25 protein-coding genes are annotated in these 22,691 nt (G+C 54.6%); 14 read left to right on the top strand and 11 right to left on the bottom strand.

Annotated features, from left to right (window positions below; genetic code table 11):
- Positions 1–91 precede the first annotated feature (91 nt).
- From def to PKC29_07550, 8 genes are all read left to right on the top strand, one after another.
- Positions 92–652 carry a peptide deformylase gene (gene def, locus PKC29_07585; GenBank protein HML95277.1) on the top strand — a complete coding sequence of 187 codons (561 nt, stop codon included), beginning with the start codon at positions 92–94 and terminating at the stop codon, positions 650–652.
- Positions 649–1,407, top strand: a complete 759-nt coding sequence (gene budA / locus PKC29_07580) for an acetolactate decarboxylase (protein ID HML95276.1) — start codon at positions 649–651, stop codon at positions 1,405–1,407. The genes def and budA overlap by 4 nt, the downstream gene beginning before the upstream one ends.
- 146 nt (positions 1,408–1,553) lie before the next feature.
- On the top strand, positions 1,554–2,282 hold the full coding sequence (locus tag PKC29_07575) for a cyclase family protein (GenBank protein ID HML95275.1): 729 nt from the start codon (positions 1,554–1,556) through the stop codon (positions 2,280–2,282).
- Between the two features lie 19 nt (positions 2,283–2,301).
- Entirely contained in the window at positions 2,302–2,700 is a 399-nt protein-coding gene (locus PKC29_07570; protein ID HML95274.1) for a hypothetical protein, read from the top strand.
- Positions 2,701–2,807: 107 nt separating this feature from the next.
- Positions 2,808–3,950, top strand: coding sequence for a cysteine desulfurase family protein (locus PKC29_07565; protein ID HML95273.1), 1,143 nt, complete (start codon positions 2,808–2,810; stop codon positions 3,948–3,950).
- 93 nt (positions 3,951–4,043) lie between these two features.
- The gene (locus PKC29_07560; GenBank protein HML95272.1) at positions 4,044–4,589 is read left to right on the top strand and encodes a nucleoside-triphosphatase; all 546 of its coding nucleotides are present in this window, start codon (positions 4,044–4,046) and stop codon (positions 4,587–4,589) included.
- Positions 4,590–4,614: 25 nt separating this feature from the next.
- The gene (locus PKC29_07555; GenBank protein ID HML95271.1) at positions 4,615–5,979 is read left to right on the top strand and encodes a glycerate kinase; all 1,365 of its coding nucleotides are present in this window, start codon (positions 4,615–4,617) and stop codon (positions 5,977–5,979) included.
- A 119-nt stretch (positions 5,980–6,098) separates the two neighbouring features.
- Positions 6,099–7,292 (top strand): diadenylate cyclase, encoded by a 1,194-nt coding sequence (locus PKC29_07550; GenBank protein HML95270.1) that lies wholly within the window; start codon positions 6,099–6,101, stop codon positions 7,290–7,292.
- A gap of 42 nt (positions 7,293–7,334) precedes the next feature.
- Here the strand turns inward: PKC29_07550 and PKC29_07545 are convergent, their stop codons facing one another.
- The 4 genes from PKC29_07545 to PKC29_07530 form a co-directional block, all read right to left on the bottom strand.
- A complete protein-coding gene (locus PKC29_07545; protein ID HML95269.1) occupies positions 7,335–7,688 on the bottom strand; it encodes a hypothetical protein in 354 nt (117 codons plus the stop codon).
- Between the two features lie 58 nt (positions 7,689–7,746).
- Complete coding sequence (locus PKC29_07540) at positions 7,747–8,118, bottom strand: DUF2237 domain-containing protein (GenBank protein HML95268.1); 372 nt, start codon at positions 8,116–8,118, stop codon at positions 7,747–7,749.
- Between the two features lie 222 nt (positions 8,119–8,340).
- Entirely contained in the window at positions 8,341–8,910 is a 570-nt protein-coding gene (locus PKC29_07535; GenBank protein HML95267.1) for a hypothetical protein, read from the bottom strand.
- Positions 8,911–8,913: 3 nt separating this feature from the next.
- Positions 8,914–10,347 (bottom strand): response regulator, encoded by a 1,434-nt coding sequence (locus PKC29_07530; protein HML95266.1) that lies wholly within the window; start codon positions 10,345–10,347, stop codon positions 8,914–8,916.
- A gap of 511 nt (positions 10,348–10,858) precedes the next feature.
- Here PKC29_07530 and PKC29_07525 point away from each other — a divergent pair.
- Both PKC29_07525 and glnA read left to right on the top strand, forming a co-directional pair.
- Positions 10,859–11,197 carry a P-II family nitrogen regulator gene (locus tag PKC29_07525; protein HML95265.1) on the top strand — a complete coding sequence of 113 codons (339 nt, stop codon included), beginning with the start codon at positions 10,859–10,861 and terminating at the stop codon, positions 11,195–11,197.
- Between the two features lie 108 nt (positions 11,198–11,305).
- Positions 11,306–12,727, top strand: coding sequence for a type I glutamate--ammonia ligase (gene glnA, locus PKC29_07520; protein HML95264.1), 1,422 nt, complete (start codon positions 11,306–11,308; stop codon positions 12,725–12,727).
- A gap of 271 nt (positions 12,728–12,998) precedes the next feature.
- Here glnA and nuoL read toward each other — a convergent pair whose 3' ends face one another.
- The 5 genes from nuoL to PKC29_07495 all read right to left on the bottom strand — a co-directional run bounded on the left by nuoL (position 12,999) and on the right by PKC29_07495 (position 17,952).
- Positions 12,999–14,975, bottom strand: a complete 1,977-nt coding sequence (gene nuoL, locus PKC29_07515; GenBank protein HML95263.1) for an NADH-quinone oxidoreductase subunit L — start codon at positions 14,973–14,975, stop codon at positions 12,999–13,001.
- Between the two features lie 7 nt (positions 14,976–14,982).
- A complete protein-coding gene (gene nuoK, locus PKC29_07510; protein ID HML95262.1) occupies positions 14,983–15,282 on the bottom strand; it encodes an NADH-quinone oxidoreductase subunit NuoK in 300 nt (99 codons plus the stop codon).
- Positions 15,283–15,292: 10 nt separating this feature from the next.
- Entirely contained in the window at positions 15,293–15,799 is a 507-nt protein-coding gene (locus tag PKC29_07505) for an NADH-quinone oxidoreductase subunit J (GenBank protein ID HML95261.1), read from the bottom strand.
- A 119-nt stretch (positions 15,800–15,918) separates the two neighbouring features.
- Complete coding sequence (gene nth / locus PKC29_07500) at positions 15,919–16,575, bottom strand: endonuclease III (GenBank protein HML95260.1); 657 nt, start codon at positions 16,573–16,575, stop codon at positions 15,919–15,921.
- A gap of 141 nt (positions 16,576–16,716) precedes the next feature.
- Positions 16,717–17,952, bottom strand: coding sequence for a sigma-70 family RNA polymerase sigma factor (locus tag PKC29_07495; protein HML95259.1), 1,236 nt, complete (start codon positions 17,950–17,952; stop codon positions 16,717–16,719).
- A gap of 309 nt (positions 17,953–18,261) precedes the next feature.
- Between PKC29_07495 and PKC29_07490 the strand changes: the two genes are divergently transcribed.
- On the top strand, positions 18,262–19,116 hold the full coding sequence (locus PKC29_07490) for an IS1595 family transposase (GenBank protein ID HML95258.1): 855 nt from the start codon (positions 18,262–18,264) through the stop codon (positions 19,114–19,116).
- Between the two features lie 119 nt (positions 19,117–19,235).
- Here the strand turns inward: PKC29_07490 and PKC29_07485 are convergent, their stop codons facing one another.
- Together PKC29_07485 and PKC29_07480 are read right to left on the bottom strand one after the other, a co-directional pair.
- On the bottom strand, positions 19,236–19,697 hold the full coding sequence (locus PKC29_07485) for an ImmA/IrrE family metallo-endopeptidase (GenBank protein ID HML95257.1): 462 nt from the start codon (positions 19,695–19,697) through the stop codon (positions 19,236–19,238).
- A 43-nt stretch (positions 19,698–19,740) separates the two neighbouring features.
- Positions 19,741–20,154: a hypothetical protein gene (locus tag PKC29_07480; protein HML95256.1), complete on the bottom strand. Its 414-nt coding sequence runs from the start codon at positions 20,152–20,154 to the stop codon at positions 19,741–19,743.
- A 271-nt stretch (positions 20,155–20,425) separates the two neighbouring features.
- Here PKC29_07480 and PKC29_07475 point away from each other — a divergent pair, with 271 nt between their 5' ends.
- The 3 genes from PKC29_07475 (at position 20,426) to gcvH (ending at position 22,682) form a co-directional block, all read left to right on the top strand.
- Positions 20,426–21,019, top strand: a complete 594-nt coding sequence (locus PKC29_07475) for a hypothetical protein (GenBank protein HML95255.1) — start codon at positions 20,426–20,428, stop codon at positions 21,017–21,019.
- A 166-nt stretch (positions 21,020–21,185) separates the two neighbouring features.
- Positions 21,186–22,274 (top strand): glycine cleavage system aminomethyltransferase GcvT, encoded by a 1,089-nt coding sequence (gene gcvT, locus PKC29_07470; protein ID HML95254.1) that lies wholly within the window; start codon positions 21,186–21,188, stop codon positions 22,272–22,274.
- Positions 22,275–22,286: 12 nt separating this feature from the next.
- Positions 22,287–22,682, top strand: coding sequence for a glycine cleavage system protein GcvH (gcvH, locus tag PKC29_07465; GenBank protein ID HML95253.1), 396 nt, complete (start codon positions 22,287–22,289; stop codon positions 22,680–22,682).
- Positions 22,683–22,691 lie beyond the last annotated feature (9 nt).

The raw sequence follows: 22,691 nt of genomic DNA, 5'->3' as shown, positions 1-22,691 counted from the left end.
CACGGAATATCTCCTCTCTTGGCTAATTATAATTTCCGGGGGATATTTGGTAAAATTAAGAATCCTTTTAAAGGGCGGGAAAGAGATTCATATGGAAAACGAGAAAAGAGGAAAGGTGCTCGAAATTACGGAGCTCGGGAATCCCGTCCTCCGGGAAAGGGCGCGCGAGGTCGAGGACGTTACCGACCCCGCCGTGCAGGCTCTCATAGACGACCTCATCGAAACGGCGTATCACGCAAACGGCGTCGGCATCGCCGCGCCGCAGGTCGGAAATACCGGGAGGGTATTTATTATATCGTCCCATCCCAGCGTCAGGTATCCCGACGCGCCCGGGCTCGAGCCGACGGCGATAATAAACCCCGAGATCATCTCGAAGTCGGAAGAGACGGTCAAGGGCTGGGAGGGCTGCCTCAGCATCCCGGGGATAAGGGGGCTCGTCCCGCGCGCGAAGACCGTCCGCGCCAGATACACGACGAGGGACGGAAAAAACGAGGAAAAGGAATTCAGTGACTTTGTCGCCAGGGTGTTCCAGCACGAGCTCGACCACCTGGACGGCATACTGTTTCTCGACCGCGTCGAATCGACCCGGGACATCGTCACCGAAAAGGAATACGCGAAACTGCTGGAATCGATGGAAGGCAAAAATCGATGAAACTCATTAACGCATTCATTCTGGCTGTGCTGTGCTTGCTTCCCGGCGCTTCCCTTCACGCCCGGGATAAAGCCGAGACGGTATTCCAGACATCGACTCTGAGCGCTCTCATGGAAGGGGTGTACGAAGGGAACACGACATTCGCCGAGCTGAAAAGTCAGGGCGACTTCGGGCTCGGCACGCTGAACGGCCTTGACGGCGAGATGGTCGGATTCGGGGGGAAGTTCTACCAGGTTACGTCCGACGGCAAGGCCCACGAAGTACCGGACGGCGCAGTCACGCCCTTCGCCGTCGTTACGTTCTTCGAGCCGGACAGGACGGTTTCAATCGACGGGCCGCTGGGGTGCGGCGAGCTCGAAAAATATATCCTGGAGCTCCTGCCCTCGGACAATATCTTCTACGCTATAAAAATCGACGGCAGGTTCGAGTCCATAAAAACGAGGAGCGTGCCGAAACAGTCCGAGCCTTACCCGCCCCTGGCCGAGGTCGTGAAAAAGGAGTCCGTGTTCGAGCTCGAAAATGCCGAGGGAACTATAGCGGGCTACTGGTTCCCCGAATACCTGTCGGGTGTAAACGCGGCGGGCTTTCACTTTCATTTTCTGACGGCGGACAAGAAGGCCGGCGGGCACGTCCTCGACTGCAGGGCGGGGAAGGTTAAAATCGAAATCGATTACAACGACGACCTTCAGATATCGCTCCCGAAAACGGAGAATTTTCTGGACGCGGATATCCCGGGCGCGCCGAAGCAGCAGTAATTCATAAGCTCGTATAAGCGAGGTGGAGAATGAAAACGTATAAAGAATCCGTAACATCCGGCGGTCGCTTCGGTCGCCTGGTATTGAAGGCGTTGGCGGTTTTACTGCTGGTCCACGGTTTTAGCGTCGGGCTGCACGCCGCCGAAATGCCCGCGGGCAAGTGGGTCGATCTCACGCACGACTTCTCGTCCGAAACCATATACTGGCCGACGGGCGAGGGGTTTAAGCTCGAAACAGTCTTCGAGGGCATGACGGATAAGGGTTATTTCTACGAAGCCAAGAAATACAGCGCCGAAGAGCACGGTGGAACGCACATAGACGCCCCGGTCCATTTCGCCGAGGGCATGGAGACGGTGGACGAGATACCGCTCGAAAGGCTCACGGGGCCGGCCGTGGTAATCGACGTGTCGGCGCGGGCAACGAAAAACCCCGATTATCTCGTGAGCGTCGAGGACATTACCGGCTGGGAAAAGGTTAACGGAGTCATACCGGAAGGCACTATCGTCCTTCTCAATACAGGGTACGGCAGGTACTGGCCGGACAGGGCGAAATATATGGGCACGGACGAGAAAGGCCCCGAGGCGGTAAAGGATCTTCACTTCCCGGGGCTTGGGCCCGAGGCGGCGAAATGGCTCGTCGATAACCGGAAGATAAACGCCGTGGGCATAGATACGGCGAGCATCGATTACGGACAATCGAAGCTCTTCGAGACGCACCGTATACTATCAAAGAATAACGTGCCGGCTTTCGAGAACGTGGCGAACCTGGACGAGCTGCCCGCAAAAGGCGCTCTCGTCTTCGCGCTGCCCATGAAGATAAAGGACGGCAGCGGCGGCCCGCTCCGCATAATCGCCCTCGTGCCCGAGAGCCGGTGAAAAGGAGATATACCTACATATGAGCAGCCCGAAAAAGACAAGGAAGGAGGCCCTCGACGAGGGCAAACAAAGAGACATATCCGAAGCCGCGAAGGAGTCCGGCCTCATGATACCTGTATTCATCACCTCTGAGGTCTGGGACAACTGGATAGTCCCGGACGAGGACAGCATGAAGAAAGGCGAGGACCAGAAGGTAAGGCTTAAGGGGCTTCTCGACAAGCTGCTCTATTTTATAAGGGTTCACAGGCAGACGAGCAAGTCCAACATCATATACTTCCCCATTCCTTTCAATAAGGGCGGGGAGGAAAAGAGCGTACAGCTAATGTCGCTTCTCGGCCCGGTCGAAAGCTCGGACAAGAGACCCTGCATAACCATCATGACGCCCGAAGAGTACGAAACCGGAAATCAGACCGTATAGGCGTCTCGCCCCCTGGATCTTGCCCGGGTACGTCCCCCGCCGGCCTCCCTTCCCCGCCGGGAAACGTATACGGGAAATAATGTATAATAATTAAAAGGCTGCCTGTTATGCAGGAAAGGGAGATATATCTCGATAACAACGCCACGACGAAGCCTCTTCCGGAGGTCAGGGACGAGGTATGCAGGATGCTCGGTGAGGAATTCGGAAACCCTTCGAGCGCCCACGGTGCCGGCGAAAGGGCGAGGACTCACCTCGCCGCCGCTCGGGGGAGGGTCGCCCGCCTGATAGGCGCCCCGCCTTCGAACGTGACGTTCCTCAGCTCGGGGACGGAATCGAACAACATGGCGTTTTATTCCTGCACCCGGAACAAGGGGAAAAAATGCAGGGTCGTGACCACGACTATCGAGCACTCGTCGATACGAAAGATGTGCAGCTACCTCTGCATAAACGACGTCGAGATAAGGTTCGTAAAGGTCGACGGTAAAGGAATAGTGGACCTCGCCTCACTCGAAAAGAATATAAACGACGACACAACCCTCGTTTCCGTCCAGTGGGTGAGTAACGAGACCGGCGTCATACAGCCTGTCGAGGAAATCGGCGAGATGTGCCGGAGGTATGGAGTCCCGTTCCATACGGACGCGGCGCAGGCCGTCGGCAAGATAGACATGACCGTGAGGGACATGCCCATAGACTTTCTCTCGTTCACGGGGCATAAATTCCACGGCCCCCAGGGCGCGGCCGCGATATACTCGCGCGACAGGTTCATGCTTGCGCCTATATTCTTCGGCGGCTTCCAGGAGGAGGGCTTTCGGCCCGGAACGGAGAACCTCCCCGGCATAGCGGGGTTCGGGAAGGCCGCCGAAATAAGAAAGGCGAACCTCGAACGGGACATCGCGTACATGAGGGAGCTCAGGGACGGTTTCGAGGCCCGTATACTCGATTTCATCCCGGGCACCAGCGTCAACGGCGACACGCACAGCCGCATATCAAATACCACCAACATACTTTTTAAAGGAATCGACGGCAGGAGGCTCATAGCCGAGCTCGACGCCGCGGGGCTAAGGTGCTCCCAAAGCTCGGCCTGCACGAACTTCGAAGTCGCACCGTCCCACATCCTCTCTGCGATGGGGCTCACCGAAGAAGAGGCCTATTCGAGCGTGAGATTCAGCTTTTCGGTTGAGAACACCCTTGAGGAGGCCAGTAAAGCGGTGGAAATAATAAGGGAATCCTGCGAGAGACTGAGCTCCTGAGACGCCGCTTCCGAAGCGGGCGTCATTTACCAACCCCCGCCCCCCGCAACTTCACCACTCCCCCGAAAACACCGCGCACGCCGAAAACCGCGAATGGGAAAAGCGAAGAAGAACTTTCTCATATCGGGCCTTCCCGGGATCGGGAAAACGACGCTCGTCAAAAAGCTCGCCGTGAGGCTGTCGCCGTATAATCCCCAGGGGTTTTACACGGAGGAGATACTCCAGGACGGGGAGAGGAAGGGGTTTCATCTCCGGGGCCTCGGCGGTGAGAGTATAATCCTCGCCCACGTAATTAACGACAGCCCGCACAAAATCGGAAGGTACAGGGTGGACGTGGACGCCTTCGAGGACTTTCTCGACGCTCTTCACATAACGGCCTCGCCCGAAAGCCCGGTCATCATCGACGAGATAGGAAAGATGGAATGCCTGTCTCCGAAATTCGTTAAAAAGGTGCAGGAGATACTCGACGGGGTGAATCCGGTTATAGCGACCATCGCCCATACGGACGGAGGCATCAAGGGAAAGGTGAAGGCACGGGAGGATGCGGAGCTCTTCAAAATGAACCTCATCAACCGGAATACGCTTGAGGGCGAGATACTCGACGCACTGAGGAAACTCCCCCGGTTCAGTGACCTGTAACCGGGACTTCCGGATCGAAATATGCTTGTTCGCCCCGCCTCAGGTCGTTATACTTGGACCGGTGAACCCGGGCAAGCTCAGAAAAGATGCGATTTCTATATTCGAGGCCGGCGTCAAGGCCGCCGACCCTGTGACCGCCGTTCTAAACCACCTCGGCCGGACGGGCGACGTGCTGGACGTCGCTGGAGTGAAGTACGACCTCTCTTCGTTCGACGACGTATACGCCATAGGCATGGGCAAGGCCGCGGCGTCGATGGCGTCGGCCGTCGAGGACGTGCTCGGCGAGAGGCTCGTGCGTGGCATAGTAAACGTGAAGTACGGCCACGTTGCGCCCCTCCGCAAAATCAGGATCAACGAGGCCGGGCATCCTCTCCCGGACGACGCGGGGCTTAGCGGGACGAGAGAGATTATCGATCTCCTTAAGGGCGCCGGAGAGCGCGATCTCGTCATATGTCTCATATCCGGCGGGGGCTCGGCCCTCCTTCCGATGCCCGCCGAGGGGCTCACGCTCGCCGACAAGCAGGGGCTGACCAGGGCCCTTCTCGAATGCGGGGCGACGATTCACGAGATAAACGCCCTCAGAAAACACGTCTCCGCGGTAAAAGGCGGCCGGCTCGCCCGGCTCGCGTATCCGTCTACACTCGTCTCGCTGATACTCTCGGACGTTATAGGGGACGACCTGGACACTATAGCCTCGGGGCCGACTGTCCCCGACAGCGTTACGTTCGAAGGATGCAGGGAGGCAATAGACAAGTATGCGCTTCGCGGGAAGATTCCCGCCTCCGTCGAAGCGTACATAGATAAGGGAATAAAAGGCGAGGCGGAGGAGACTCCGAAGCCCGGCGACCTGGCGTTCCTCAAAACGCAGAACGTAATCGTCGGGAGCAACATTCTATCCGCGTTGGCGGCGAAGGAGAAAGCGGCCGAGCTCGGGTACAAGAGCATTCTATTATCGACCTATATACACGGCGAGACGGAGGAGGTCGCTAAGGTTCACGGCGCCATAGCGAGAGAGATCCTGCGCTCGGGGAATCCGCTCGGGCCGCCCGCGTGCATAGTGTCGGGGGGAGAGACGACCGTCACCATAGACGGGCCGGGACTCGGAGGGAGAAACCAGGAATTCGCCCTCGCGGCGGCGATAGAGATAGACGGGCTCGATAACGCTGTCATTCTGAGCGGGGGCACCGACGGCACCGACGGGCCCACGGACGCCGCCGGCGCGATAGCGGACGGGAGCACTGTAAAGAGGGCGGAGGCGCTCGGGCTCAACCCCAAGGCCAGCCTTTCAAAAAATGATTCGTACAATTTCTTCTCGCCCCTCGGGGACCTCATCATAACCGGGCCCACCAATACCAACGTGATGGACCTAAGGCTCATTCTGGTCGGATGATTACGTGGGGCGCTTTGTTATATAGATGGGTCTCAATAAGGCCGGACATATATGGGAATCGTATAAATTACTGTAAACGGACCGGCCATCTGCTATAATAACCCGAAGGGTCTAAAGAGTTGAATCCCACGCAGTTCATTAGCGACATCTTAAAAGAGATCGGCGTACCGGGGCTGTTCGACATAGCGTTTATGTCGCTCTTCATATACGCCATACTCGCGCTTTTTAACAAGACCAAGGCGAGGTTTGTCCTGACGGGCATAATCATCATGAGCGTCGTGTACCTCCTCGCGCGCCAGTTCAACCTAGTTCTCACGACGTCCGTCCTCCAGACCTTTTTCGCCGTCATATTCATAGCGCTCATAATCATATTCCAGGAAGAGATACGGCAGTTCCTGGAGCAGATAGCCCTATGGAGCCTGAGCCCGCAGCTTGCAATCGAACGATACAAGGGGTCTGTCCGCGAAGAGATAGACATACTCGTAAGAACACTCACCGACCTTTCGAAAGAAAGGATAGGCGCGCTGGTGATCCTCCCGGCCAAAACGTCGGTCGAGAGTGCGGTCGAAGGCGGGACCGCGCTCGGCGGGAAGCTGAGCGAGCCGCTTTTAAAGAGCCTTCTCGACCCGCACTCTATCGGGCACGACGGGGCGATAATCGTGGATAAAGGCATGGTCGTTAAATTCTCGTGCCACCTGCCTCTTTCGAAAAACTTCACCGCGCTCGTGAACAGGGGCACGCGTCATGCCGCTGCCCTGGGGCTTTCGGAGGTGAATGACGCACTGTGTCTGGTGGTATCGGAGGAGAGGGGGACGATCTCCGTCGCGAGAAACGGCGAGCTGAGAGAGGTCGGCCCGGAGCAGCTTGGACTGATACTCGAAAAATTTTACAGCGAAGTAAACCCCATAAAGAAAAGGCGTCACTTCTTTAGCTTCTTCACGAGGAACTTCAGGGAAAAGGCGATAGCCGTCTTCATGGCTATAGCCCTCTGGTTCGTTTTCGTTCACGAGTCGAAGCTCGTCTACAGGACCTACAGCGTGCCGGTGAAATATACGACGCTCCCTGCAGAGCTAACCGTGGAAGATATAAAACCGGACAGGGTGAAGGTCACCTTCCTCGGGCCGAGGAGGGCCTTTTATTTCTTCAACGAAAAAGAGGTCGAGATATTCCTCAAGATCCCCGAGGCGAGGAAGGGACTGAAGACCGTCGATATATCGGAATCGAGCCTTAAATTCCCGAAGGACATCTCTCTTGAAAACATCGAGCCCAGGCGAGTGCTCGTCAGGATAGATTCGACGGACACCGGGGAATAGAAGTGATCTTCCGTAGCGGACGATTTCCTGTCCTGCGTTCCTTTACCTTTCGAGGCCGCCCAGAAATCTGACCTGCTTTCCGAGGAGCTCTTTCGTTACAGAGAAAATGTCGAACGTCTTCGAGAGGGTCACCATGCGTATATTCTCGGCGACGAGCCTCATGCTTCCCTTCACCCAGTAGACGCAGATTATCATCTCGACTCCGCCGGGGTGGGAGATCATGATCGAGACGTATCTGCCGAGGCCTGTAATCAGCGGGCTGTCGGTTACGTATTTCGCCCCGTAGCCACCCGTGCCGTCGTATTCTCCTATGAGCTCGTCGAGGACCGGCATGACTATATCGCCGAAGATGCCGTCAATTCTTTCTTCGAGCTCCCAATCCGTTTTTCCGGTCATGTTAAAAGTAATCCTACCCGGGGCGGCTCCCCGTCCGCGGGCTGCACGTAGCATCCCCTCAGGCGAGGTCGAGAGCGTATTTCTTCAGGTCTTCGAGTGAAACCACCTCGAGCACCGACTCGTGCGTCGACGCGAGTATCACCGGTGGGGCGAAGCCGTCTTCGAGGGCCTCCCTCCATCTGAGGGCGCATATGCACCACCTGTCTCCGGGCTTGAGGCCCGGGAAGTCGTAATCCGCGTTCGGGGTGGTGAGGTCGTTTCCCCGTGCCTTCGAAAATTCGAGAAAGCTTTCTGTTACCTCGGTACAGACTACGTGAAGACCGAGGTCTTCGGGGCCGGTCCTGCAGCACCCGTCCCGGTAGAATCCCGTCATGGGTGACGTGGAGCACGGCTGAAGCTCCTCTCCAAAAACATTTTTCTCAACCGGCATGGTTATAACCTCCCGTTCGGAATTTAGGTTCTGTTCAGCGTGAGGACTGCATTCCGGGACGAAATCGCTCCCGTCCGCGAGCGATTTCGCGGGGGCGGCCCTTGTCCCGAGGGAGATTATTATAAATCATGGCGAGAATAAAGCACCTCTCGGAGGAGTATTTCGGTCCCGTCTTCAGGACAAGGTTTGCAAAGGAGCGTCGAATAATAAATTCGGAGGGAATCAGAATTTAACGTTCTTGACGGCGTATGAGAGCTCGCCCGTGCATACGGTAAAGGCGTCTGACCATTCGTCGGCTATCTTCGCGGAAGAGAAGGCCGTGATTATCAAGCCGAAGGTGTGCTCCAGCATCCCTACCAGACAGAGGGCTATACGGCCGAATACCAGGCCCTTTTCGCTCTCCGGCCCCGTCCAGCCATTGTAGAGGTTTATGACGGTTTGAACGGAGAGTCTGCCGTTATCGACGTGAAGGAGTCCGGCCTCGGGGACCGCCGGTGAGGATTTCGACAAAGCCTCGGCGAGGATCGTGCTTCCACTCTCCGCAATCCCGGCCGCCAGGGCGAATTCGGCCGTACGGTTGACCACTTCCGAAAGGCTCCTGAGAACTTCCACTGGGTTCTTGTTTCCGAGCTCGTTAATCTCCTCCGCGTGGCGCGCAATCTCGGAAAGAAGGAGTACGAGCCCGGACTCGATCGCCGAATCGTTGCCGGAGACTTCGATCTCGGCATTTTCTGCGCTGGTCTCAGGACCGGCGTATTCACCGTTACTGTCCACGACGAAGAATTTACGCATCTCTTAGCTCAGATATTTCTCCGCGGCGCCTATGATGTCGCCGGCTGCGAACGGTTTTGTTATATAGTCGCTTGCGCCTGCCATCTTGCCCTTCATCTTGTCCATCATCCCGAGCTTCCCGGACATCATCACGACGGGTATGTCTCTCGTGAGGCCGTGCCCCTTTATCACCTTGCAAAGCTGGTAGCCGTCCATGTGGGGCAGGTTTATATCCACCAGTATAAGGCCCGGCGTTATGTCGTTAAGAGCCGCGAGGGCCTGCATGCCGTCGCCGGCGGCGTAAACCTTGTAGCCCTCCCTTTCGAGCGCAAGCGCGACCACCCTCCTTATCGTGGGGCTGTGGTCGACTATGAGGACGGACCCTTTGGGCAGTCTCGTTTCGGGGGCGCTTCTTGCCGTCTCGTCACCGGGCCGAGCGACTGTCTCGGCAAGTGTCGCCTCTTCGTCTTCGGAGCCGTCCGCCGGCTGATCGCCGGTATCATTCACATCCTGGCCTTCTATAAAATTTTCGTTCGGTATTTCCGGAACAGGAGAAAGGGTGACTTCTTCTTCGAAGAGGATATTGCCCGCCGCGCCGTTCCCGTCTACTTCGGCTATGCTAGCGCCGGATTCTCCTTCAGGCTCTTCGAGGCTTCCGCCTTTATAGGGAAAGGTCAGCTCACGCGGCGCCGACTCGCCGGTAAGGCCGTGTACCGCGCTTCGGCCGGCGGGCTCGGTCTTGGTTTCGGGGAAATCTCCGGAAACGTCCCCGGACCCCGAGCCGGTCAAATCGAAAACCGCTTTGTCGATAACAGCGCTGTTTTCTCCCTCTTTGGATTTGAGCTCACCGGACAAAGCCTCCCCGGCCGTGACAGAATCCGGTTCGTCGGGTTCGTCGGCGATTTCACCGTCGGCTACTGTAGTTTTCTTGCCGGTGAATTCTTCGAGCTCACGTACTATGTCTTCCACGGCGCGCGCCTTCCCTGTCCTCGGTAACTTTCCCGGGCCCTCGGGCTCGCGTCCGTCGCTATCGCCGTAATGTTCGGCGATCCTGGCCGTTATCGCACGCTCGGATGCAATAACCGGAACGATATGCTTGCCAGTGATAAACCCGAGGTCATCCAGGAGAAGGATATTCGAAGGATCGCTCACGGCTACTATCAGATCGGCGCCGACGAGGCTTACGGGTATGAGGCGCTGCTCGGCCGCCGTACCCCTTGGAATGAGCTTCAGCACCTCGGGCTCTATGGAGCGGCTGTCCAGATCCATAACTGGTATGCCGAAGTATTTCCCCATGGATTCGAGAAGATCGGTTTCAGATATGTGCCCCAGCCTGACCAGCGAATCGCCCAGCCCGGAGCCCGAGCTCCGCTGTTCCTCCACAGCTTCGCGTATCTGGTCTATGCCGACCAGACCCTCCCCGACCAGCAATTTCGCCAGTTGCAGTTCCATATACATTATGGTGAGCAAATATCATGCCATTGTGGTTTATAAGGATAAGCGTCAATGAACACTGGCTATTTGATCGGTAACGGGGAGGTTAGAATCTTCATTTTCCGTGACAAAAAACGTCATTTGAGGAAATTTGTGCGCACCCGTGATGAGATACAAATACCTGGGGTAAACCCGGCGTTCCGCACGGGGCATCCGGGGGGATGGAGTCTCAAGCGCCCCCGGCGACGGCTGCCGTCCGGGGGCGTGACGGCCGGCCGGGAGGAGTTGGGTTTGCCTTCCGGTCTTCCCGGGACAGGCGCCTCTTCCCTTAGCCCTTCGGACCGGGCGCCGTTCGCTATGCCACGTCGTCGGTTCGTTCCTTGCCGTCAATGTTTAATTTTTGGCATCATTTGCTTAAATATTGGGCAGCCAAATCCTGAAACTTTTGATATAAACCCTTAAAATCATTGATTGAAAAGGTTTTTGATAAGTGGTATGTTGTTTGCATCACTGCCATGGGAAGGAGGAATATCTCATGAAAAAAGTAGAAGCGATTATTAAGCCTTTCAAGCTCGACGATGTAAAGGAATCCCTCAAGGAAATAGGGGTCCAGGGTCTCACGGTTACTGAAGTAAAAGGTTTCGGAAGACAGAAGGGTCATACGGAGCTTTACAGGGGTGCCGAGTATGTAATAGACTTTCTACCCAAGATAAAGCTCGAGATCGTTGTGTCCGACGACATGGTGTCGAAGGTCATAGATGCAATAATGGACAGTGCCAAGACCGGTAAGATCGGAGACGGCAAAATCTTTATATTGCCTATGGAAGAGGTTATAAGGATAAGGACGGGGGAGAGAGGCGAAGACGCCTTATAATTGGAGTCGCTTTACAAGTGATACAAAGACAATAATAACAACAGGAGGAGCTATAACGTAATGCCCACTACAAGTAAGTCTAAAAGCAAAGGAGCAGGAGGAGAGGATATGCTTCCGAAGAAACCGGCAGATGTTTTAAAGCTTATTAAGGACAACAATATCGAATTTATAGACTTGAGATTCCTGGACTTTATCGGCACCTGGCAGCATTTCAGCGTTCCGTCGCACGAGCTATCGGCCGGCACGTTTGAAGAAGGTCTCGGGTTCGACGGCTCCAGTATTCGCGGATGGCAGTCGATTCACGCGAGCGACATGCTCATGATACCCGACGCCGAAACCGCGAGAATCGATCCTTTCATGACGCACCCGACTCTCGCTGTCATATGCGACATCGTCGATCCCATTACGCGCGAGCCCTACTCGCGCGACCCCAGGAACATAGCCAAGAAGGCCGTGGCATACCTCAAGAGCACGGGTATCGGCGACACGGCGTTCTTCGGCCCCGAGCTCGAGTTCTTCATTTTCGACGACGTAAGGTACGACCAGACTTCGAACTCCGGCTACTACTTCGTCGATTCCACGGAAGGCATATGGAACTCCGGCAGGGACGAGAACCCCAACCTCGGCTACAAGCCGAGGCACAAGGAAGGCTACTTCCCGACGCCGCCGACCGACTCGCTCCAGGACATGCGCTCCGAGATGGTGAGCCTGCTCGAAAAACTCGGCATAAGCATCGAGGCCCATCACCACGAAGTGGCGACGGCAGGACAGTGCGAAATCGACATGCGCTTCGCCCCGCTCATACAGATGGGCGACCAGATGATGTGGTACAAATACGTCATCAAGAACGTGGCCAGGCAGTTCGGCAAGACCGTGACCTTCATGCCCAAGCCCCTCTTCGAGGATAACGGCTCGGGTATGCACGTTCACCAGTCGATATGGAAGAAGGACAAGCCGCTCTTCGCCGGAAACGGCTACGCGGGCATGAGCGACCTCGCCATGAATTACATCGGCGGCATACTCAAGCACGCAAGGGCCATATGCGCGTTCTCGAACCCGACCACGAACTCCTACAGGAGGCTCGTACCGGGCTTCGAAGCCCCTGTGAACCTCGCCTACTCGGCAAGGAACAGGAGCGCCTCGGTCAGGATCCCCATGTATTCGCCGAGCCCTAAGGCAAAGAGGCTCGAGTGCAGGTTCCCCGACCCGTCGTGTAACGGCTACCTCACCTTTTCGGCGATGCTCATGGCCGGCCTCGACGGCATAGAGAAGAAGCTCAGCCCCGGAGAGCCGCTGGACAAGGACATTTACGCTCTCGGGCCGGAGGAGCTCGCGGGGATTCCGAACGTTCCCGGCTCGCTCGAAGGCGCTCTTGAAGCCCTGGAGGCGGACCACGAATTCCTGCTCAAGGGCGACGTATTCACCGAGGACGTCATCGAGACCTGGATCGAATACAAGACCGACAAGGAAGTTAACCCGATCAAGCTGAGGCCCGTACCGTACGAGTTCAAGATGTACTTCGACGTGTAATCGGTCGCTATAACCAGGAATGGAAAAAACCGGATGATGCAGGCGGCGGTCTTGAAAAAGGCCGCCGCTTTTTTTTGCCCGAACCTCTCTTTTAAGCTGACGCGGATATAACCGGCGACGGGCTCAACCTCCCCCCACCCTTGAGGGACATGCAGCCTCTCACCGGCCCACGATTACCGTGGGACAAATATGCCGGAACGATGGCTCCCCTGTATGCCGGTACCGGGCGTGTACGCGTTGCGCCGCTGTTCGTGCTTAAACGAGGGGGGTATCAGAATTTCTGCCAGAGGACTATGAAGACGAGTATCGCGAGGGCGCCTACGGCCATGAGTGTGGCGTAGCTCCTTAGTACGCCGGTCTGCGCGGCCTGGAGCGTGAGGGCCGCCTCCCTCAGTATATTCGCGACGCCGTTCACCGCCCCGTCGATAAACTTCGTATCGAACCAGGCGGCGAGATTGGAGAGATACCTGAAGGGCTGGACTATGATGTAGTCGTAGAGCTCGTCTACGTACCACTTGTTGTAGGAAAGGTTGTAGAGCGGCTCGATGTTCCTGTCGGCCGCTATCTTGTCCGCCGTCCCCGGCTTTACGGAGTAGAGATAATACGCGATGACAATACCCGTAGCGGCCGCCGCGATGGACAGTATAAGCAGGGTTTCGTGATCGAGGAGATGGTGCCCCGTCGAGACGAAATTATCGAGCAGTATCGCCGGCGAGACGAACTTGTCGAAGAGGTTCGATCCGTGAATGCCGACGAGCTCTCCCATGAACTCGGGCACTCCCAGATATCCGCCGAATATGGACAGGACGGCGAGTATCATGAGGGGTATCGTCATCGAGAAGGGCGACTCGTGCACATGATGTTTCACTTCCTCGGTCATCCTCGTTTTGCCTTCGAAGGTGAGTAGGTAGAGCCTCACCATGTACACGGCCGTGAGGACGACCGTGATCAGCGCCAGGAGCCAGTGAAGCGCATAGCCCCTGTCGTAGACCTGCCCGAGTATGCCGTCCTTACTGAAAAAGCCCGAGAGCAGCGGGACGCCGGCTATCGCGAGCGTGCCTATGAGGAACGTTATCGCTGTCGTCGGGATGTATTTCCTCAGGCCTCCCATGTGCCTTATGTCCTGCTCGCCGGAAAGTGCGTGTATGACGCTTCCCGATCCCAGGAAGAGGAGGGCCTTGAAGAACGCGTGCGTGACCAGGTGAAAGAGCCCTGCGGTATACGCGCCGACTCCTATGCCCATGAACATGTAGCCGAGCTGGCTTATCGTCGAGTATGCGAGGACCTTTTTAATGTCGTTCTGTGTTAGTGCTATTGTCGCCGCGAGGAAGGACGTCAGAACCGCTACCGTTACGACTACCATTTGCGCCGTTGCGGACTGGGAGAATATAGCGCTGCACCTGGCCACCATGTATGCGCCGGCCGTGACCATCGTGGCGGCGTGTATGAGCGCGCTCACGGGCGTAGGGCCGGCCATGGCGTCCGGGAGCCACACGTAAAGCGGTATCTGCGCCGATTTGCCCACGGCTCCGACAAAAAGCAGCAGCGCTATGGCGGTTATCACGGCTGCCGGTACTCCGCTCATGAATACTGGGTCGAGCGCCTTTCCGAAGACTTCCTGATAGCCTACCGAGCCGAAGACGTAGAATATAAGGAATATTCCGAGGAGAAATCCGAAGTCGCCTATCCTGTTGACGACGAACGCCTTCCGCCCGGCGTCGGCGTTGTCCGGGTTCTCGTACCAGAATCCTATCAGGAGATAAGACGCGAGCCCGACGCCCTCCCAGCCGACGAACATGAGCGGGAAGCTGTTGCCGAGGACGAGTACGAGCATGAAAAATATGAAAATATTGAGGTACATGAAATACTTGGCGTAGGCCCTGTCGTCGTGCATGTACCCGGTCGAGTAGACGTGTATGAGAAAGCCTATCCATGTTACCACGAGCGCCATTATGCAGGAAAGCGTGTCGAAGAGAAAATCGAAGCTCACGGTGAACGAGCCCGACGGTATCCATACGAAGAGCTCCTGGATTATCCGGCGCTGGCCCGGCTCCATCGAAAGGAGCTTCGTGAAGAGCGCCGTCGAAATGAGCGCCGACACCAGCACGACGCCGCAGCCGACCAGGCTTACTATCCTCTTCTCCGTGTGCTCGTCGCCCTTGAGAACCTTTTTCCAAAGGCCCGAAGCGAAGAGGAGCCCGTTGAAAGCGGCCCCGAGAAGCGGTATGAGAATAATCCAGAGTATCATCTGTGCGTCAGCCCTTAAGCATCTTTAATATATCTACGTTAAGCGAATCCTTGTGCGAATAGACGGCCACGACGAGCGCGAGCCCGACGGCCACCTCGGCCGCGGCGACCGTGATCGACATTATCATGAATATGTGCCCTGTCATGTTGCCGTGGACCCTCGAAAAGGCGATGAAGGCGAGATTCGCGGCATTCAGCATGAGCTCGAGCGACATGAGAACGATTATAAGGTTCTTCCTGGCTATGACACCGAAGGCCCCTATGACAAAAAGTATTGCGCTAAGCACGAAGTAGTGCTCGGGAGTTATGCCGGACATCTCAGCTCTCCCTCCTTTTGGCGATCGCGACGACGCCTATGATCGCGGCGAGAATGAGGACGGACGTAAGCTCGAACGGAAGCAGGTAGTCCGTAAACAACATCATTCCCACCCCCTCTACCGTGCCGAACCCTTCGGGAAGGGCCGCCGTCCCGCCGCCCGGAAACGCCATACCATAGGCCAGAATGGCGAAATAACCGACGAAAAAGAGCCCTGCCAGGATGAGGCTGCCCTTAAACGCCATGTCTTTGGAGTCGAAATCGAGCGCACCGGGTTTTAGATTGAGGAACATGACGGTGAAAAGAAAGAGCACCATTATTGCGCCCGCGTAGACCAGTATCTGTATCGCGGCCGCGAAGTGCGCCGAAAGGAGCACGAAAAGAACAGCCGTCGCGAAGAGGGTCAGAACGAGGGATACGGCACTCGATACCGGATTCTTGTGAACGATTACGAGGAGAGCGCCCGCCACGGCAAGCGCCGCGAACAGATAGAATAATACAGTCTCCAAGCTGATAAAACCTCCCGGATAAATAGGCGACTGAGCTTTAATTCGAGGTACATGAAGTATATGTGGAACAGGGCGATAGTCAACGTTTGCCGCGTAAAAACGGATTAAAAGGGGCGGGCTTACCTGCTTTTGCCGACGCCCACCCTGTCGCACCATTCTGAGACGGGGCAGAGCGTGCACATGGGGGATATGGGCTTGCAAAGGTGCTGTCCGAAGGCAACCAGGAGGCTGTTGTAGTCTATCCAGTATTTTCGGGGGAGCTTTTTTCTGAGCGCCATTTCGGTGTCGAGCGGGTTCTTGGTCTTTATGTATCCGAGCCGGTTCGAAATCCTGTGCACGTGCGTATCGACGCAGATGCCGGGCTTACCGTAGCCGAGCGTCAGAACGAGGTTAGCCGTCTTCCTGCCGACGCCTTTAAGCTTTAGGAGCTCGTCCAGGTCGTCCGGGACCCGCGAGCCGTAATTTTCTACGAGCGTCCGGCATATGTCGAGCACGTTACGGGCCTTTACCCTGTAAAACCCGACGGGATATATCGCCTTGGCAATTTTGTCCTCGCTAAGCCTGAGCATATCGGCCGGGTTATCGGCGAGGGCGAAGAGCCTCCGTGACGCGGCGGCCGTAGTTTCGTCTTTCGTCCTCAGGCTGAGGACCGTAGATATCAGCACCCTGAACGGGTCGCGCGATGTTTCGGCGACGAGCGTTACGGCGGGGACGTCCCACGACGGGGCCGCCTTCGAGAGAGCGTCTATTACGGGATGGATGTCGTTCGATTTCATCCGAGATTCGGAAAAGGATAACATACGGCGGGCACTTAAAACCGATAGGAGGGTTTGTCCTAATAATTAAAGTGAGGGAGGAAAGTAAAAACCGGCGCGCTGCGAATCATCGAATCGTAGCGCGCCGGCAAAGGAGGATGGTCAGTTGTATACTTCCATGAGGCTCCTGAGGACGGGGGCCGACTTCGACCTCCTTATCCTGTCGAGGGCCTTCTTTTCTATTTGTCTTATCCTTTCCCTCGTGAGTCGGAACTTCCTGCCTATCTCGTCGAGGGTGTAGGGGCATTCGTATCCTATACCGAACCTCATCTTCACTACCTCGCGCTCCCTTATCGGGAGTATGAGAAGGGCGTCGTTAATATTCCCCGGTATGGATATCTCGGCTATGAGGGAATCGATCTTGAGCGCACCCGAATCCTCTACGTAATCGAGGAAGGTGGCCTTCTCGCCGTTCCATATCGGGGTATCGAGCCTTACGACCTTGTTCGTGCCGGACTCGAGAATTCTCCTGACGTTCTCGACGCTCATCTCGGCCTTCTCGGCGATCTCCTCGGGGAGCGGCTCCCTTTCGTTCTCGCGCGTAAGCTCCCTCTTCACGTGCCGTACCTTCCCGGCCTTTTCGAGCAGATATGCCGGCATTTTCACGGTGCGGGTCTGGTTGAAGACGCCCCTCGTCATCGCCTGGTTGATCCACCAGCAGGCGTACGTCGAGAACCTGTAACCCTTCCTGTGATCGAACCTCTCGACGGCCTTTATGAGGCCTAGGTTCCCTTCCTGGATGAGGTCGAGGAACGGGACGCCCCTTCCGGCGAATCTCTTCGCCATGCTGGCCACGAGCCTTAGGTTGGCTTTTATAAACCTGTTCCTGAGCTCGAATCCCTTTTTCTGATATACCCTGTGAAGGCCGGCAAGCGTGCTCAGCTGTCCGCAGGTCTCGGTGTACTTATTTTTTTCGTCGGCCGTCATGGCCCGGGTATCGCGGCTGTAAAACCCGCTTATCGCATTGTCGAGCTTTTCAGGCTCATTGCCCAGCCTCTTGCCAAGGAGTTTTTCTATTTTTTTACGGATGCTCGTCGCCCTGTCCTCGCAGCATTTTATCTTCGCCGCGACGTGGGCTTCCTCGTTCGGGGCGAGGAGCGTCTCCGTGCTGACTTCCTTGAAATAGGCGTTTACAAGCCGGAGATCCTGGTTTACCTCTTCTCGATTGGTTTTAATATTGCGGTTTTCGTTTTCCTCCGCCTCGGCGGTCTCTTCGGTTTCTTCTTCGAGGTAATCGTCTATTTCCTCCAATTCGTCGCCGCCGAAGTCGTCCACCATTTCGGCCTGACCGTGGCCGAAGTCGTCGAACATGTTGGAAAATTCAGGCTTTTTTAGCATCATTGGCCTCCTTCAGGTCATCTCGCCAGACGGGATAATTTCAATGCCCGTCTCGTCTGATCTTATACCTATAAACCAGTACGATCATGAAATGGTTTCAGATTCGTTTAAACATTCTTAACCTGCATGAATCATTCGAGAAGATTGCCCTGTCGCACCTCCGGAAGGAATTTCGGCCACGAATGAGCCCATTATAATGTTTATACGCCGGGGCCGGAAAAAGCATTCGGATGTTTCTTGTTCGGAGGGATTAATTAACCCGATTATCCCCTTGACATAAGTATATATACTAGCTATAATATAAATACCATGAAAAACATGACTATTAAAGAGTTCTTCAGCACGTTCCCGAATGATGATGTTTGTTTAGACCATATAATGACCGTGAGATACGGGAAATCTAGTCATTGCGATAAGTGCGATAGAGATACCAACTACTCACGGGTAAGCAGTCAAAGGGCTTATGCCTGCCAATGGTGTGGACATCATCTTTACCCCTGCGTAGGAACGCCATTTGAAAGCTCCAGAACACCCTTACAGCTTTGGTTTTATGCTATCTATCTATTCACCACAACCCGGAGCGGCGTTTCTGCAAAGGAGCTTGAAAGGCAACTCGGTGTAACGTACAAATGCGCTTGGCGAATGGCGAAGGAAATCCGCAAGCATATGGGTAAAGTTGACGATGACGATCAGCTATCCGGCGTGGTAGAGATTGACGACACTTACATCGGTGGTCACAAGCAAGGCAAAAGAGGACGCGGCGCGCAAGGAAAAACAATCGTAATGGGGATGGTTCAAAGGGATGGTGAGGTTATAGCAAAAGTGGTTCCGAATATCAAAAAGAAAACCCTTCACACCATTATCGAAACCAATGTAAAGGCTGGAAGCGAAATACACACCGACGAGTTAACGTCTTATCAGGGTTTGAACAAGAAGGGCTTTAAGCATAGTACGGTTAACCACGGAATCAAAGAGTACGTAAGGGAGACGTGTCACGTAAACGCCGTAGAGAGTTTCTGGGCTAGATTAAAACTGTCCATTAGAGGAACGCATATTCATGTATCCGGGAAGTATCTACAGGATTACGTAAGGGAATTTGAATACAGGTTTAATTCTCGGAAGAATCCTCAGAGGATGTTTGACGAGTTGATTTCGAGTTATTAGTCATAGACCGTAAAGTTGAATCGAATACGTTTTTATCCCCAATTTTCTCTTTGTTCTGAGAGATGAATTTGTCTATTTTATTTTTGTCTATAGCTTGTTTGAGAGTAATCTCGCTCATTTTATTGAGGCACCCCTAACCTAATCGACATAGCCTGTGTAGATACTTCAAATTCTTTGGCTAGTTTATTAATATTGATTATGCCTCCTTCAATTTTAGGAACAAGCAATGAAAATGGCATTAAAATATCTGCTGCTAGTTTGTTCGCCTCCACCTCTAATTTATTGCTTAATCCACTTCTGTAAAGCGCATCATCAAATATTCCATCGCCTATTTTATCTTCATGTAGTATAAAATGCGCTAGTTCGTGTGCTATTGTAAATCTCCTTCTTTCGTAAGAATGGTTCTTGTTGACATATATAGCATAACCGCTATCCCCTTCATTCCCATCCTCACGTACAATATTCCCAGAAATATTATCGTCACCATATTCTGCTTTATATACATTAATGCCCATTTCGTGAGCTATGGGAACAACATGAATCGGAGCACCTTTTTTTTGATACTTTTCTATAATGTCCATTTTTTGCTCATAACTCAATTTGCTCATTTATTTGCCCCTCTCTCTAGTTCTCCGAACTACCAAGATCACTTTCTGATCTTACAGCTTCAACCTGTCCTATGCTTGCCTTAAGTCGGTTATCAAGCTGTCTGGACAATTCGTTGCGCACCATAATTTCTATATCCTCTGCAAATTTTTTATTCGCCTTTTTACTATCCTTATCTGTGATCTTTTGCACAGTTTCAACGGCGGACTCTTTTATGTTCTTATAGCCCAAAAAACCCAATACTGCGATTCCAATTCCCAATGCAGAGAACACTAACTGTGTAATTCCAATCTGAGTAGAAATATCCTGAACACGAATGCCCTCTTCAGAATAACGGGGCAACAATAAGTATATGAGACAGATAAGGTTAATTAACCCTACAGCGAGAATGAGTAATGTAACTACGTTCCACGTAAACTTTTGCCAATTCATATAATCGTAGCATGGAGAGTTATGAGTATCATAAATCAATTTTGCACCATTTTGTACTTATGCCGTGGGGATAATCGGGTTAATTAATGGTGAGCCGCCGGGGGACGTCCCGGGTCCTGCGCGGGCTCCTGTTACCGAAAGAACATGGATAATACCCCGCCTGCAGGGGAAAGGCGGCGATTATACGCCACGCAACGGGCGATAGCTCGTTCAATTGATAAATATTTCATTTAGCGTCCCGTGCGCTGTATAATATTTCGGGGGTTATTGCATGGGATATTATTTCCTTTCATTTCTTATGATCTTTTCACTGAGCGGGGCGTTTTACGCCGCCGAGGCCGGCGGCAAGATAGGGATGAAATCCGGAAAATCCGAAAAGGTCACGTCCGCGCCTAAAGGAAAAGCCCCCTCGGTTCAAAGTAAGGGCGGGGGGCATAAGAAGGGAAGCGGCAAGCACGGCGTCGGCCGTCACGGGCGTCACAAAAAGTCTCCCTACTTCCCTAATCCGCTCTTCCCCGTATACGGCTATTACGGGTATTACTATCCGAACGATTATTCCTACTCCGATCCCGAGCATCCTCTGGGATACGGCACCACGCTCGGCACTACGCTCTCCAGGGAAAGTAACATAGAGGTCAACCGGGGTCTCGCGAAGCCCGGGCCGTCCAATAATGTGCAGACATACGAGGACGTCGAGGTATATTCCGATTATGCCCCCGGCGCATACAACCCCGCCGGACAACCGTCGGGGAGCGGAACGATCTACGTATGGACCGACGAGGACGGGGTCGATAATTACGTAAACGACATAGAGCTCGTGCCGGCGGCCAGGCGCGAAAGCGTGAGGATAATTTCGGGCGACTGAATCCCTGTGTGACTTTCCGCCCCGCGGCCGCTCGTATACTCTTTTCCCTCAATTTTCTTCCGAAACGGTTTGTCTTTTCTCCTATATTCGCCGCCGCCCGCTTGCGGCTCCCGCTATTCCCCCTGCTGTTATTGACAACCCCCGTTTGTGTTGTTAAACAATTACCATGAGCAGAACGGCCTTATACGATATTCATAAGAACCTCGGCGCAAAAATAGTCGAATTCGCCGGGTGGGAGATGCCCGTCCAGTACGAGGGCATAAGGGAAGAGCACAGGGCTGTAAGGTCGTCGGCCGGGCTCTTCGACGTCAGCCACATGGGCGAGATTTTCGTCACGGGCCCCGGGGCAAAGGCCTTTACGCAGTGGCTGACGACGAACGACGTAGAAGCCGTAAAGGAATTTCAGGCGCAGTATACGCTCCTCTGTAACCGCGAGGGCGGCGTCGTGGACGACGTCATCATTTACAAGTTTTCGGAGGGCGAATTTTTATTCTGCGTGAATGCGTCGAACACGGCCAAGGACTACGAATGGATAAAATCCGAATCCGCCGGCTTCGACGTTAAAGTAGACGACAGGAGCCGCGAGTACTCGCAGATAGCCATACAGGGGCCGCGTTCCGGCGAGATACTCGGAAAGCTCCTCGGAGACGGCCTCCCGGAAGTCGGGAGATTCCGCTTCGGGCTGTTTGAGTGGAAGGGGGCCGAAATGATAGTGGCCAGGACTGGTTACACGGGCGAGGACGGTTACGAGATATTTCTCCCGTGGGACGACGGCCCGGCCCTCTGGGAGAGCCTCATGGAAGCGGGGCGCGATTACGGCATAAAGCCGTGCGGCCTCGGAGCGCGCGACACTCTCAGGATAGAGATGGCCTATCCGCTTTACGGCCACGAGATAGACGAGCACACGAACCCGCTCGAAGCCGGCCTCGGGAGATATATAAAACTCGAAAGCGGGGATTTTATCGGAAGGGACGTGCTCAGGAAATCGCTCGATGAAGGGCTTACTCGGAGGCTCGTCGGATTCGAGATGGTCGAGCGCGGGATACCTCGCCAGGGCTACGAAATTTATAACGACGGCCACGTCCTCGGAAGCGTTACGAGCGGGACTTTATCGCCGAGCCTTGATAAATCCATAGGTATGGGTTATTTAAAGAGTGAGGCCGCCGGGAGGCGAAGGGTCAGGATCGAAATCAGGGGTACGGCCAGGGAAGCCGAGGTAGTGGATTTTCCCTTCTATAAAAAGGAAGCTAATTAAGGAGATTAAGATATGGTGCAAATACCGGACGATCTGCAATACACTTCTGACCACGAGTGGATACGTCACGAAGACGATCTGATAGTCATCGGTATTACCGACTATGCCCAGGACGCGCTCGGTGAAATCGTATACATAGAGCTTCCGGGCGAGGGCGACGAAATAACCAAGGGAGACCCTTTCGGCGCCGTGGAATCGACGAAGGCGGTTTCTGACGTGTACGCCCCCGTGAGCGGGGACGTTGTAGAGGTTAACGAGCTTTTGCTCGACGCGCCGGAGACCATAAACGAGGATCCTTACGGCGAGGGCTGGATGATAAAGGTAAGGCCTTACGATCCCGGCGAGCTCAATGACCTCATGGACTTTGAGGAATACACCGAACACACCGAAAAAGAATCGGAAGAATAATCCGACGGG

Source organism: Thermodesulfobacteriota bacterium, from assembly GCA_035325995.1.
Taxonomy (GTDB): Bacteria; Desulfobacterota_D; UBA1144; order Nemesobacterales; family UBA2774; genus JADLGH01.
Note: the sequence above shows the minus strand (reverse complement) of the source record. Positions and strands in the feature narration are given on the sequence as shown.